Consider the following 13,662-nt stretch of genomic DNA (forward strand, 5'->3'; position numbering starts at 1 on the left):
TCAAACAGGGTCGGGCTGCCCGCGCACGACGCGCGCGTGCAGCGGATTGAAGCCGATGCGGTAGACCAGGTCGGCCGGCGCGTCGATGTCCCAGATCGCCAGGTCGCAGTCCATGCCCACTGCCAGCCGGCCGATGCGATCACCCCGGCCCAGCGCCTGGGCCGCATGCCGGGTGAAGCCGGCAATGCACTCTTCCACCGTCAGCCGGAACAGCGTGGCGCCCATGTTCATCGCCAGCAGCGGGCTGGTGAGTGGTGAGGTGCCGGGATTGCAGTCGGTGGCCAGTGCCAGCGGCACGCCGGCTGCACGCAGCGCCGCGATCGGCGGCAGGGTCGTGTCGCGGGTGAAGTAGAACGCGCCGGGCAACAGCACGGCCACGGTGCCGGCCTCGGCCATGGCGGCGATGCCGGCCGCATCCAGATGTTCGACATGGTCGGCCGACAATGCGCCGTGGCGCGCGGCGAGTTCGGCGCCGTGCTGGTTGCTCAGCTGCTCGGCATGGATCTTGATCGCCAACCCGTGCGCCTGCGCGGCGGCGAATACCTGGCTGGCCTGCGCGGTGGAGAACGCGATGTTCTCGCAGAAGATGTCGACCGCTTCAGCCAGCCCCTCCGCGGCAATGGCCGGGATCATCACGGTGCAGACTTCGTCGATGTACTCCTGCGCCTCACGTCCCGGCGGCACCGCGTGCGCGCCGAGGAAGGTCGGCACGACGTGCACGTTGCACGCTTCCCCCAGTGCGCGTGCAACCTGCAGTTGCTTGCGTTCGTCGTCCAGGGTCAGGCCGTAACCGGATTTGACTTCCAGCGTGGTGATGCCTTCCGCACGCATCGCCAGCAGGCGAGGGCGGCTTTGTCGCTCAAGCTCTTGGTGGTCTGCCGCACGCGTGGCGCGCACCGTGGATACGATGCCGCCGCCAGCGCGGGCGATGTCGGCATAGCTGACCCCCTGCAGGCGCTGCTCGAACTCGTTGGCGCGGTTGCCGGCGTACACCAGATGGGTGTGGCAGTCGATCAAGCCGGGGGATATCCAGCGGCCTTCGCCGTCGATACGGCGCGTGGGTTGCAGGTGGGCGCCGCTGCCTGCGGGTCCGACATGGAGGATGCGACCCTCATGCGCGGCAAGCTCGCCATCGCGCAGGATCCCCAAGCCGTCGCCGCACAGGGTGATCAGGTGTACGTTGGTCCACAGGGTTTCGCACTGCATGGGCGTCGCTGCACGGTTGCGTTGATATGTCTATACAATATAGGCGTCCTTTCCGGGTTGTCCAGCCATGACCGATGCGATGTCTCCGCCTGCCTTCCACGCTGCCCACGCCCTGCTGCCCGATGGCTGGGCGCGCGATGTCAGGTTGCAGGTACGCGACGGATGCATTGCCTCGGTTGACGCGGGGGTCCCGGCGCAGCCCAGCGATGCGGCCGTGGAGATTCTGGTCCCCGGCCTTCCCAACCTGCACAGCCATGCGTTCCAGCGGGGCATGGCCGGGCTGACGGAGATCGGCGGCGACGACGGCGACAGCTTCTGGAGCTGGCGCGAGCTGATGTACCGCTTCCTGGCCCGGCTGGTACCCGACGCGGTCGAGGCCATCGCCGCACAGGCGTACATGGAGATGCTGGAAAGCGGCTTCACCCGCGTCGGCGAGTTCCATTACCTGCACCACGATGCCGACGGCAATGCGTATGCGGACCCGGCCGAGATGTCTGCGCGTATCGCCGCTGCAGCCGCGCAGACGGGCATCGGCCTGACCTTGCTGCCGGTGTTCTATGCGCATGCGGACTTCGGCGGCGCGGCGCCCAATCCGGCGCAGCGGCGATTGATTCACGACGTGGACGGGTTCGCGCGATTGCTGGAAGGCGCGCGCGGAGCGTTGGCCTCGCTGCCGGACGCGGTGCTCGGCATGGCCCCGCACAGCCTGCGCGCGGTGACCGGCGATGAGCTGTCTGCGTTGCTGCCGCTGAACGACGGTCCGGTGCACATCCATATCGCTGAGCAGCTGCGCGAGGTCGATGCCTGCGTGGCGTGGAGCGGCCTGCGCCCGGTGCGTTGGCTGTACGAACACGCCGCAGTGGACGCACGCTGGTGCCTGGTGCACGCCACCCATATCGACGAAGACGAGCGCGCGCGCATCGTGGCCAGCCAGGCCGTGGCAGGGCTGTGCCCGATCACCGAAGCCAACCTGGGTGATGGGCTGTTCCCGATGCAGGCCTTCGCGCGCGAGGGCGGGCGCTTCGGTGTCGGCTCCGATTCCAATGTGCTGATCGATGCGGCCGAGGAGCTGCGCCTGCTGGAATACGGGCAGCGCCTGAGCCTGCGTGGCCGCAACGTGATCGCACCCGATGCGTCGCGCAGCTCGGGACGGTTCCTGTTCGACGGCGCGGTTGCCGGGGGAGCACAGGCCCTCGGCGTAGCCGCCGGGCTGCAGGTGGGCGCAAGCGCGGACCTGCTGGAACTGGATGCAACGCACCCGGCCCTGGTGGGCCGCAGCGGCGACGCCTTGCTTGACAGCTGGGTGTTTGCCGCACGTAATGGCGCGCTTCGCACGGTGTGGCGACACGGTCGCGCGTGCGTGTCCGGTGGGCGCCATCATCAGCGCGATGCCATCACCGCCCGCTTTGCCCAGGCCCTGCGCGGCGTACTGGGCTGATTTCCCTACCTCAAGAGACATCCGTGAAGGCCAGCAAGTCCGCCACGCTCAATCAGCGCATCCGCAGCGAACTGGAAGGCCGCATCCTGAGTGGTGAGTGGGCGCCCGGTTTCCGCATCCCGTACGAACACGAGCTGATGGAGCAGTACGGTTGCTCGCGGATGACGGTGAACAAGGTGCTGACCGCGCTGGCGGAGAGCGGCATGATCGAGCGCCGGCGTCGCGCCGGTTCGTTCGTGGCCAGGCAGTCACCGCACCTTGAGCAGGTCGCGCTGGAGATTCCGGATATCGCGATGCAGGTCAGCGCGATGGGTCATGCCTACGCGTACCGGCTGCTGCGGCGGCAATTACGTACCGCGCACGAAGGGGATGCGGGCGAGGCCGAATTGGCAGGTACAGCGCGATTGCTGGCGATGGACTGCCTGCACCTGGCGGACGGCCGGCCGCTGGCGCTGGAGCATCGCCTGATCAGCCCGGTCGGCGTGCCGGAAGTGCTGGAGGTGGATTTCGCGGTGACGGCGCCGGGCAGCTGGCTGCTGCAGAACGTGTCCTGGACGCGCGCACAGCACCGGATCAGCGCATGGGGGGCGGACGCGGCCACGGCCAAGCTGCTGGACGTCAAGGCAGGCACAGCGTGTCTGGTGATCGAGCGGCATACGTGGCGCGGTGAGCAGGCCATCACCCGAGTGCGGCAGATATTCCTCGGCGATGCCTGGGACCTGGTGGCGCGCTTCGCGCCGGGGAATCGGTGAGTGGGTAGTGACGGCCGCTGGCCGTCAATTGCTCGGTTCGGCCATTCCGCCGAGCATGGCTCGGCGCTACCGACATCGCGCGGATAGGGACCGCCGCGGGCCGACAATCGCGTGATCCAGGCATTACAGCGTGGTGCACTGCCGCCAGCGCACGGGCTCGTCCACGCCGGGACGGGCGTTGAGCTGTACGCGTACGTTGCGCAGGGCGGGGTAGCGCATCACTTCCTCGCAGATGCGGGGCCATACCTCGTCGATCTCCGCGGTGCGGTTCACCGCCAGGGTCTGCCGGGTCTGCCAGATGCCGCTTGCCACGCCGGGCAGGCGGCCCAGGGCGCGCGACAGCTCCTGCTGATAGCGATCCAGCGTTGCAGTATCCGGATTGATCTCCTGGCCCGCCGGTTCGCGACCCGGGGCATCGGCCGGCGCCACTGGCGCAGCCGCCGCGGTCGCCACGGCAGGGGTCGCGTCCGCACGGGGTGCCGCTGTGGTCGACTCCACCACCGGTGCCTCACTGTGCACCGTCTGGTAGCCCACGCCCACCAGCAGCCCCAACGTGCTCGACGCCAGCGCGGCAATCAGGATCCGGCGCAACGCTTCATGCCGCGCGGCATTCTTCACGCCCGATTCGATATCGCCCGGCAGGTACGGTGACAGCAACGGCCACAGGCGCCGACCGTCCAGCACTTCCACGGACTGCTTTTCAGCAACCGCCTGGCCGTCGCCGTCCACCAGCCCTTCGGTGATCAGGATCCCGCCGCGTGCACCGGCAAGGCGGGCGGCGGCGCCCAGCTCGTTGATGGCGGCGGTGCCGATGCGGTAAGCCAAGCCGTGCTTGCACGACACCAGCCACTGGTTGGCACCTTCGGCCATCAGGAAATCGCTGCGCGGTTCGCGGCTGTCATCCTCATGGCGCCGCACCTCTTCCAGCCCGCGCCGCTCACGCAGGGCGCGCTTGACCAGTTCAGAGAAATCGCGCCAGTGCATGCCGGCCAGGGCCTGCAGCCCGAGACTCATTTCCTTGCGTCGCCGTTTCACCAGCCACAGGTAGGCGGTGGCAAGCAGGAAACAGGTGAGGGCCAGCAACAGGGCCAATATCCAGGAGAACATGCAGGCGGGAACGCTGACGGCAGAGGGGGGCGGACAGTGTAAAGGTCCTGCGTGCCCATCGCGTCAGGGCCACCCTGACACAGCATCAGCCAAGCCAGGTGCCAGACATGAAAAACCCGCCATTACCTGAAGCCGTGAGGGGAGGGACAAACGGCGGTAACAGCGGGTTGAGGTGATTCTGTTCCAGCAGCCTGCTGCTTTGCAACAAAGCAGCAGGAACGCTGTGTTTCCCGCAGCAACTCCAATCAGGGCGTGCTGCCCGGCGACTGGTGGCTGCCCGGGGTGGGGTCGCCGCTGGCGGTGCTGGCGGTGCGGCTTTCCAAGCGGTTGAGACGCGTGGTCAAGGCATCGATGCGCGCATTGAGCGTTGCCACGTCTTCCGCGTTCGGCACGTGCAGCCGCTTCAGCACACCGTGCACGCGGTCTTCAAAGGCTTTCTCGACCTTGTCCCAGGTGCCGGATGCTTTCTCACGTGCCTGGCCCAGATGTTCTTCCACGTTGTCGCGCCAGCCCGGGCCGTCTTCGGTGGATTTCTCGCGGCGGCGGTTTTCGAACGCTTCGCCTTCCTTCACCAGGCCATCGAAGAAGCGGTTGCCTTCCGCCTGTGCGCGGCCCAACGCGCCGAGACCGGCCAGCCAGACCTGCTGGGCCGAATCACTGAGGCGTCGGGAAACGCGCTCGGCCTGATCCTGGAAGGACGCCTTGTCCTGCGCGTCGTTGCGGGGGTCGTGCTCGTCGTACTGGTTCATGGGGTCTCCTGCATGGACGGATGCAGGAGTCAGCCTAGCGCTGCGAATGCTGGGGCGGCGTGATGGCCGCGCGCCCGGTCGATCCGTGATTCAGCAGGGCGTTGGCTCAGCCCAGCTTTTCCTGCAGTACGCGCTGGATCTCACTTTCCACCATGCCTTTCATCGCTGACAGCAGGAAGCCCAGCTTGGCCGTCACCCGCACGGCGCTGGCCTGCAGCTCGATGGCACCGTCCACGCCGCTGCCGGAGAAATCCAGCACATCGCCGCGCCAGTTCGACTGCACGCCGAACCGCTCGGTGAGTTTGGCCGCCACGTCCTCGATGGCCTGGCGCGCAGCGGGCGCGGGCAGGGCGTGGGCGTGGACGATATCGATGCTGGACATGGCGGTTCCTTGCGAATGCTGGTGGTGTTTGACCGTGCATTGTGCGCATGGCGACAGCAAACGCCAACTGACAAGGTTCTTCTGCGAATGTCAGCCACCTGCTAGGCTGCGCCGCATGCCTAATCTGCACGTCCATTACAGCCAGAACCCGCAGCCCGACCAGCCCTTGTTGCCGGGGGTGCAGAAAATAGTGCGCCAGGCCAACGGCAGCATCAAACTGGTGGAAGGCAGCCAAGGCAGCCTGTTGCTGGCCCAGCTCAGCCTGGACCAGCGTGGACTGTGGCTGCAGGTGGCTGCCGGGGTGCGCGGGCTTCATGTCAACGGCCGTCCGGTGCGGCGCATGGCGCTGCTGCGTGCCGGCGACGCGGTGTACGTGGAAGGCGTGGAGTTGTTGATCGTGGGTGAGGTGGATACACCGGTCATCGCCCCGTCGGCACAGGCCGCACACCCGTCCGACGAACCGCGCCTGCTGCGTGGTGTCGGCGGACCGCACCACGGCCGCGGCTTTCCGCTGGATCGCCCGCTGGTGGTGGGGCGCAGCGCCGACGCAGATATCCAGATCGACGAGCCGGCCTTCGCCGATCAGCATGCGCGTGTGGAAAGTCACGGCGAACGCATCCTGCTGCGCGACCTCGGCACCGGCGAAGGCAGCCGGGTGAACGGCGTGGCCGTGCGGCATTGCTGGCTGCAGGGCGGCGACCAGGTGGTGTTCGATGGCCAGCATCGTTTCGTGCTGGAGCTGCCGGATGACCCGCGCCAGCGACCGCAGCCGATGGACGAGTACACGTACAGCGAGCCGGATGAAGCCGCGACGGATCTGGTACCGCGCCGCGTTCGGCGCTGGCCGTGGTTGTTGGTGAGCGCGCTGCTGTTGGCGGGTGTACTGAGCCTGCTGCTGTGGTTTGGCGCGCGCTGAGAGATGGCCGCTGCGCTCGCCGAGCGTGGCTCGGCGCTACCGATGTCTCCGGGCGCACGCCGATGGATACCGATGCAACCAAATTTCCCTTGATCGGCCGCCTCTAAAGGCTGGTGCGCTGCGGCATACTAGGGGTCTTGCCTCACAGGTGTGACATGACCCGCGCGTACAACTTCAGTGCCGGCCCTGCAGCGTTGCCGGAAGTGGTCCTGCGCCAGGCGCAGGAAGAGATGCTGGAATGGCATGGTGCTGGCGCCTCCATCGTGGAGATGAGCCATCGCGGACCGGAGTTCATGGCCGTGGCCGCCGCTGCCGAAGCCGATCTGCGGCAACTGCTCAGCGTGCCGGACGACTACGCCGTGCTGTTCCTGCCCGGTGGCGCCACCACCCAGCAGGCGCTGATTCCGCTCAATTTCGCCAGCGCCGGCCAACGCGCCGATTATCTGCTGACCGGTCATTGGGGCAATACCGCGGTCAAGCAGGCCTCGCCGTACGTGTCGCCGGTCATCGTCGCCAGCAGCCAGGCCGACGGATTCCGTGACATCCCGGCGCGTGCCGGATGGCAGCTGTCCGACGATGCGGCTTACGTGCATATCACCGCCAATGAAACCATCCACGGCGTGGAGTTCCGCGACACGCCCGATACCGGTGGCGTGCCGCTGGTGGCCGATTTCAGTTCGTCCATCGCCAGCGAGCCGCTGGATATCAGCCGCTACGGTGTGATCTATGCCGGCGCGCAGAAGAATCTCGGCCCGGTCGGTATTGCGGTGGTGATCATCCGCCGCGACCTGCTGGAACGCAGCGGGCAATCACGCGCCGACATTTTTGATTACCGCTCGCATGCCGCGCGCGACTCCATGCTCAATACCCCACCGACCTGGAACTGGTACCTGGCCGGGCTGGTGTTCAAGTGGATGCTGGCCGAGGGCGGCGTGGTCGAGTTCGCCAAGCGCAACGCGGCCAAGGCGGCGCTGGTGTACGCGGCGATCGATGCCTCCGGTGGGTTCTACCGCAATGAGGTCGCCGTCGCCGCGCGCTCGCGGATGAATATCCCGTTTTTCCTGCCCACTGCCGAGTTGGATGCGCGATTTGTCGTCGAAGCCAAGGCGGCGGGACTGCTCGCTTTGAAAGGCCACAAGGCCGTGGGCGGCATCCGTGCCTCGCTGTACAACGCCATGCCCGTCGCCGGCGCCGAAGCGCTGGTCGCCTTCATGGCGGACTTCCAGCAACGTCACGGTTGAGTCGCTTCACTGTCCATCCCCGGCGCGCGCTGACTGCGCGCCCTGCATCAAGGAACACAGATGACTAGCAAACCTGCCAAGCCGGCGTCCGCCAAGGCCGCCAAGGCCAAACCCGCCGCGCCGGGCAAGCCGAACGCTGCGTCGAAAGCCAAGGCCGCGAAGGTCGAAGCACCCGCATCCGCCCCCCCGGTGCTGGCTGATGTGCGGGGCAAGATCGACCAGATCGACCGTGACATCCAGTCGCTGATCGCCGAGCGCGCCCGTTTCGCCCACCAGGTGGGCAAGGCCAAGGGCAAGCTCGCCGCGGCCGTGGATTACTACCGCCCCGAACGCGAAGCCCAGGTGCTGCGCATGGTGGTGGACCGCAACGAAGGCCCGCTCAGCGATGAGCTGCTGGTGCATGTCTACCGCGAGATCATGTCGGCCTGCCTGGCCCAGCAGGAGCCGCTGAAGATCGGTTATCTCGGTCCGGAGGGCACCTTCAGCCAGCAGGCCGTGCTCAAGCATTTCGGTCGCTCGGCGCTGGGCCTGCCGATGGGCAGCATCGAAGAAGTGTTCCAGGAAGTGGAAGCAGGCAACGCCGATTTCGGCGTGGTGCCGGTGGAAAACTCGGGGCAGGGCACCATCCAGATCACCCTGGACATGTTCCTGACCTCCAACCTGAAAATCTGTGGCGAAGCCGAACTGCGCGTGCAGCAGTTCATCATGTCGCGCAGCGGCCGTCTGGACGACATCGAGCGCATCTACGCGCATCCGCAGTCGTTCATGCAGACCTCGGCATGGCTGCGTGCCAACCTGCCGAAAGCAGAGAAGATCCCGGTATCGAGCAACGCGGAAGGCGCACGTCGCGCCCGCAACGCCGATGATGCAGCGGCGATCGGTGGCGAGAACGCCGGCCACGTGTACAACCTGAAAAAGGTCGTCACCAAGCCGATCCAGAACGACGCCGACAACACCACGCGCTTCCTGGTGATCGGCCGCAACATCTTCCCGACGTCCGGCCATGACCGCACCTCGGTGCTGGTGTTCATCCATGACAAGCCCGGCGCGCTGTTCGACGTGCTCAGCCCGTTCGCGCGCCATGGCATCAGCATGAACCGCATCGAGTCGCGGCCCTCGCACCACGGCAAGTGGGAGTACGGCTTCTTCATCGACCTGGCGGGGCACATCGACGATGAGCCGATGCAGGCCGCACTGGCCGAGCTGGAAGCGCACGCCGCGCAGATCAAGGTGCTGGGCTCATACCCGGTCGCCGTGCCCTGAGTTCATTCCTGCGGGGCCGCCCATGCGCCCCGCACCCAGTTCCATCGCCGCACGGCGGCGCTGACGGAAGCAGCAGACGATGAGCAACACGCAGCATTGGATCGCCCGCAAGGGCCAGCCCCTGCAGGGCAGCCTGGTCATTCCCGGCGACAAATCAGTGTCCCACCGCGCGGTGATGTTCGCCGCGCTGGCCGACGGCACCTCCACCATCGATGGCTTCCTGGAAGGCGAAGATACCCGCGCGACCGCGCGCATCTTCAGCCAGATGGGCGCACGCATGGAAACGCCATCGCCGTCGCGGCGCGTGGTGCATGGCGTGGGCATCGACGGCCTGCAGGCCCCAGCGGGCGAGCTGGATTGCGGCAATGCCGGCACCGGCATGCGGCTGATCGCCGGCGTGCTGGCCGGGCAGGCGTTCGACAGTGTGCTGGTCGGCGATGAATCCTTGTCGCGTCGCCCGATGCGCCGCATCACCGGCCCGCTCGCGCAGATGGGGGCCCAGATCGATACGCAGGACGACGGCACGCCGCCCCTGCACGTGCGCGGTGGCCAGGCGCTGCACGGCATCGACTTCGCGTCGCCGGTGGCCAGCGCGCAGGTCAAATCCGCGGTGCTGTTGGCCGGGTTGTATGCCAGCGGCGAAACATACGTGGTGGAACCGCATCCGACGCGCGATTACACCGAGCGCATGCTCGCTGCCTTCGGCGTGGACATCGAGTACTCGCCGGGCAAGGCCCGCCTGCGCGGTGGCCAGCGCCTGCGTGCGACGGACATCGTGGTGCCGGCCGATTTGTCGTCCGCCGCGTTCTTCCTGGTCGCAGCGAGCATCATCCCCGGTTCCGAACTGCGCCTGCAGCAAGTGGGCTTGAATCCCCGCCGCACCGGGCTGCTGCACGCGCTGCGCCTGATGGGCGCGGACATCCGCGAAGAGAATCCGGCCGAGCAGGGCGGGGAGCCGGTCGCCGATCTGGTGGTGCGCTACGCACCGCTGAAGGGCACGCAGATTCCCGAGGCGCTGGTGCCGGACATGATCGACGAGTTCCCGGCGCTGTTCGTGGCCGCCGCCGCAGCGGAAGGCAAGACCGTGGTGACCGGCGCGGCCGAACTGCGGGTCAAGGAATCCGACCGTCTGGCCGCCATGGCGACCGGTCTGCGTACGCTGGGTGTGCAGGTGGATGAGACCGAAGACGGCGCCACGATCCATGGTGGCGCCACGCTGGGCAGCGGCACGATTGAAAGCCACGGCGACCACCGCATCGCGATGTCCTTCGCCATCGCCGGGCAGTTGAGCAACGGGGAGGTGCGGATCAACGATGTGGCCAATGTGGCGACCTCGTTCCCCGGGTTTGATGCGCTGGCGGCTGGTGCGGGGTTCGGGCTGGTGTGAGGTTCGTGACGGTCGCTGGCCGTCAGCTTGGAGGGTTGCTGCTGCAAGGGTAGTGACGGCCGCTGGCCGTCAGCTTGGCGTGTTACCGCTGCGCTCGCCGAGCGTGGCTCGGCGCTACCGAGGTAATGCCTCCGGAATTGAACGAGGCAGTGCCTCCGCAATTAAAAATGCCGACCCATTGGGTCGGCATTTTCGTCTCATGTCACGCGATGTTGCTCAACGCTGAGTGCGGAAGTCCACCGGCACGTTGACCACGCTGGCAACTGCACGGCCGTTCTGCATGGCCGGCTCAAACTTCCAGCCGCGCACGGTGCTCAGCACGGCGCGATCCAGGTCGCGATCACGCTGGCCGGTGCGCGACACGATGCTCGCATCGGTGACGGCACCCGTCGGCGCCACCTTCAGGCTGGCCACCACGCTGCCCTGCACGCCATTACGCAGCGCAGTGGTCGGGTAGGTCGGCTTCGCATTGCTGGTCAGCGGACGCGCCTCGCGGTTGCGTACGGCCGGGGCCGCGCGCTGCTGTGTGGCAGGGGCGGCGGCACGAGGGCGCTCGGCTGGCGCGGCGGCCACGGGGGCATTAGTGGCGGGCAGCATGCGCTCGCCGATCGGCGCTGGCGCCACTTCGGTGTCCGCCATCCGCAACCACACCAAGGCCGCCGCAAACATCGCCACGATCAACGCCATCCACAACAGCGGCGATGGGCGACGGCGTTCTACTGTGAGGTCACCATCGGCCTGGTGACGCGACGAAGCGGGCATATCGGGAGCATGGGTCGCACTCATGGTGATTCTCCTGCACTGTCGTTTCCGACGTCGCCCCGAGTCTTGCGCGGTCGGCATGGCGTATGCGTAAGCATCGCGTCAACGCGGTGCATGGAGTTCAGGTTCGGGTATCGGCACCGTTCAGCGATGCAGACGGGTCGTGATCAACGACCCGGCGTGAAATCAAACGGCACTTCGACACTGCCCGTCACCGGCTGGCCATTGCTCACCGCAGGGGTGAACTTCCAGCGGCGCACCGCTTCCATGGCGGCGCGATCCAGATCGCGCGAACCGCTGCGCTGCACCAGTGTCACGCCATATGCGCGGCCGGTGGCATCCACATCCACGCGCACCACGACGGAACCGGCGTCGCCGCGGCGCAGGGCAGCGGGCGGATAGGTCGGCGGCGGCGACTGGCCCGGGATCGGCATCGGACGGTCATTGGCCGGCGCGCCCGCGGTAGCCGGGGCAGTGCCCGGCGCAGGAACGCCTTCCGTCATTGCCGGCGGTGCAGGCGTGGTCTCGACCAGTTGCGGTACTTCTTCCGACGGCGGGGCAGGGCGCGCCTCGGGCATGTCACTGGACCCGGCCGCAGCGGCCAAGGGCTCCGGCAACGGCTCCACTTCCGCCACTTCCTGCGGCGTCTTCGCTGCCGGTTCGGCCTGGAAGAAGCCCTTGTCGCGGCTTGCCAGCCAGACCGCCACGAACAGCAACAGCCCGACGGCAAACGCGATGCCGGCGATTTTCAGGCTGTTGCGCGGAATCTGCAGGGTGATCGACTTGCCGGACGTAGAACGGGTAGCAGGCATGACTGAAACCGTGAAGGGACCGGGCGATTCTGGCACAGCCCCGATGAACCGGCGGCAGAAATCCGCATAACAAGCGATAATCGGCTTCCTGATCCACAAACGACCTTCCGCCATGCTCGATCCAGCCCTGCTTCGCCAACAGCCCGCCGACCTCGCCGAACGCCTGCGCACCAGTCGCGGCTTCGAGCTCGACGTGTCTGCACTGGAGTCGCTGGAAAGCGACCGCAAGCGCATCCAGGTGCGCACGCAGGAGCTGCAGAGCCTGCGCAACAGCCGTTCCAAGGCGATCGGCCAGGCCAAGGCGAAGGGCGAAGACGTGTCGGCGATCATGGCCGAAGTCGCCGCGTTCGCAGATGAGCTGAAGGCATCGGAAGTGACCCTGGACGAACTGCGCGAGAAGATCGACGCGATCGCGATGATGATCCCGAACCTCCCGTCTGAGGACGTGCCAGCCGGCGCCGACGAGAGTGACAACGTGGAGCAGTCCCGTTGGGGCACCCCGCGCCAGTTTGATTTCAAGGTGCTCGACCACGTAGAGCTGGGCGCCCGCAACAAATGGCTGGACGGCGAGACCGCGGCCAAGCTGTCCGGCTCGCGCTTCACCGTGCTGCGCGGCCCGATCGCGCGCCTGCATCGCGCCCTGGCCCAGTTCATGCTCGACCTGCACAGCGGTGAGCACGAATACCAGGAAACCAACGTGCCGGTGATCGTCAACGCCGACAGCCTGTACGGCACCGGCCAGTTGCCGAAGTTCGAAGAGGACATGTTCATCACCCATCTGGGTGAGCAGAAGCGTTACCTGATCTCGACTTCGGAAATCTCGCTGACCAACATCGTGCGCGACGAAATCGTCGACGCCGAGCGCCTGCCGCTGCGTATGACCGCCCACTCGCTGTGCTTCCGTTCCGAAGCCGGAAGCGGTGGCCGCGACGTGCGCGGCATGATCCGCCAGCACCAATTCGAGAAAGTGGAACTGGTCACCGCCTGCCGCCCGGAAGACAGCGATGCCGAGCACCAGCGCATGACCCGCTGCGCCGAAGTGGTGCTGGAAAAGCTGGGCCTGCCGTACCGCAAGGTGCTGCTGTGCACCGGCGACATGGGGTTCAGCGCGGTAAAGACGTACGACCTGGAAGTGTGGCTGCCCTCGCAGGACACCTACCGCGAGATCTCCTCGTGCTCCAACACCGGCGACTTCCAGGCCCGCCGCATGCAGGCCCGCTGGCGCAACCCCACCACCGGCAAGCCCGAGCTGCTGCACACGCTCAACGGCTCCGGCGTGGCCGTCGGCCGCGCCATGATCGCCGTGATGGAGAACTACCAGAACGAAGACGGCAGCATCACCGTCCCGGACGTCCTGCGCCCGTACATGGGCGGCCTGGAAACCATCGCCTGACCGACCAAACGGGTAGAGCCGGCTTCAGCCGGCTGCACGTCGCACCAGGCCCACCGCACCGCCGCACTCGCGCTCGGTAGAGCCGGCTTCAGCCGGCTGCACTTCGCGTCATGCCACACGGCAATGCCGGCCTTGTGCCGTCCCACCCGCCGCTGCGCTCGCCGAGCATGGCTCGGCGCTACCGGGCACCGCCCTTCGCGCCACGCCACACGGCAATGTCGGCCTCTCACCGTTCCACCCACCGCTACGCTCGC

The 13,662-nt window shown here is 67.1% G+C and carries 13 protein-coding genes; 7 read left to right on the forward strand and 6 right to left on the reverse strand.

The genetic code is table 11. The features are described from left to right. Positions 1-1,206, reverse strand: a complete 1,206-nt coding sequence (gene hutI / locus ABRP17_RS16275; RefSeq protein WP_349984513.1) for an imidazolonepropionase — start codon at positions 1,204-1,206, stop codon at positions 1-3. A gap of 67 nt (positions 1,207-1,273) precedes the next feature. Between hutI and ABRP17_RS16280 the strand changes: the two genes are divergently transcribed. Both ABRP17_RS16280 and hutC read left to right on the forward strand, forming a co-directional pair. Continuing rightward, complete coding sequence (locus ABRP17_RS16280; protein ID WP_349984512.1) at positions 1,274-2,644, forward strand: formimidoylglutamate deiminase; 1,371 nt, start codon at positions 1,274-1,276, stop codon at positions 2,642-2,644. Between the two features lie 23 nt (positions 2,645-2,667). Then, positions 2,668-3,396, forward strand: a complete 729-nt coding sequence (hutC, locus tag ABRP17_RS16285; RefSeq protein WP_349984511.1) for a histidine utilization repressor — start codon at positions 2,668-2,670, stop codon at positions 3,394-3,396. Positions 3,397-3,519: 123 nt separating this feature from the next. On the opposite strand, the gene ABRP17_RS16290 is transcribed toward hutC, so the two are convergent. The 3 genes from ABRP17_RS16290 to ABRP17_RS16300 form a co-directional block, all read right to left on the reverse strand. After that, positions 3,520-4,503 (reverse strand): restriction endonuclease, encoded by a 984-nt coding sequence (locus tag ABRP17_RS16290; RefSeq protein WP_349984509.1) that lies wholly within the window; start codon positions 4,501-4,503, stop codon positions 3,520-3,522. A 245-nt stretch (positions 4,504-4,748) separates the two neighbouring features. Continuing rightward, complete coding sequence (locus ABRP17_RS16295; protein ID WP_188326960.1) at positions 4,749-5,252, reverse strand: phasin family protein; 504 nt, start codon at positions 5,250-5,252, stop codon at positions 4,749-4,751. 106 nt (positions 5,253-5,358) lie between these two features. Continuing rightward, the gene (locus ABRP17_RS16300; protein WP_188326961.1) at positions 5,359-5,634 is read right to left on the reverse strand and encodes a polyhydroxyalkanoic acid system family protein; all 276 of its coding nucleotides are present in this window, start codon (positions 5,632-5,634) and stop codon (positions 5,359-5,361) included. A gap of 115 nt (positions 5,635-5,749) precedes the next feature. Between ABRP17_RS16300 and ABRP17_RS16305 the strand changes: the two genes are divergently transcribed. From ABRP17_RS16305 to aroA, 4 genes are all read left to right on the forward strand, one after another. Continuing rightward, entirely contained in the window at positions 5,750-6,550 is an 801-nt protein-coding gene (locus ABRP17_RS16305; protein WP_349984508.1) for an FHA domain-containing protein, read from the forward strand. 155 nt (positions 6,551-6,705) lie between these two features. Then, positions 6,706-7,791, forward strand: coding sequence for a 3-phosphoserine/phosphohydroxythreonine transaminase (serC, locus tag ABRP17_RS16310; protein ID WP_349984507.1), 1,086 nt, complete (start codon positions 6,706-6,708; stop codon positions 7,789-7,791). 60 nt (positions 7,792-7,851) lie between these two features. Beyond that, positions 7,852-9,054 (forward strand): prephenate dehydratase, encoded by a 1,203-nt coding sequence (pheA, locus tag ABRP17_RS16315; RefSeq protein WP_349984506.1) that lies wholly within the window; start codon positions 7,852-7,854, stop codon positions 9,052-9,054. A gap of 79 nt (positions 9,055-9,133) precedes the next feature. Next, on the forward strand, positions 9,134-10,441 hold the full coding sequence (gene aroA, locus ABRP17_RS16320) for a 3-phosphoshikimate 1-carboxyvinyltransferase (RefSeq protein ID WP_349984505.1): 1,308 nt from the start codon (positions 9,134-9,136) through the stop codon (positions 10,439-10,441). A 216-nt stretch (positions 10,442-10,657) separates the two neighbouring features. Here the strand turns inward: aroA and ABRP17_RS16325 are convergent, their stop codons facing one another. Both ABRP17_RS16325 and ABRP17_RS16330 read right to left on the reverse strand, forming a co-directional pair. Continuing rightward, positions 10,658-11,227: an energy transducer TonB gene (locus ABRP17_RS16325; RefSeq protein WP_372486822.1), complete on the reverse strand. Its 570-nt coding sequence runs from the start codon at positions 11,225-11,227 to the stop codon at positions 10,658-10,660. A 143-nt stretch (positions 11,228-11,370) separates the two neighbouring features. Next, entirely contained in the window at positions 11,371-12,015 is a 645-nt protein-coding gene (locus tag ABRP17_RS16330; protein WP_349984504.1) for an energy transducer TonB, read from the reverse strand. Positions 12,016-12,127: 112 nt separating this feature from the next. On the opposite strand from ABRP17_RS16330, the gene serS reads away from it, so the two are divergent. Then, positions 12,128-13,408 carry a serine--tRNA ligase gene (gene serS, locus ABRP17_RS16335; RefSeq protein WP_188326968.1) on the forward strand — a complete coding sequence of 427 codons (1,281 nt, stop codon included), beginning with the start codon at positions 12,128-12,130 and terminating at the stop codon, positions 13,406-13,408. Positions 13,409-13,662: the final 254 nt, after the last annotated feature.

The organism is Stenotrophomonas sp. WHRI 8082 (genome assembly GCF_040223995.2).
Taxonomy (GTDB): domain Bacteria; phylum Pseudomonadota; class Gammaproteobacteria; order Xanthomonadales; family Xanthomonadaceae; genus Stenotrophomonas.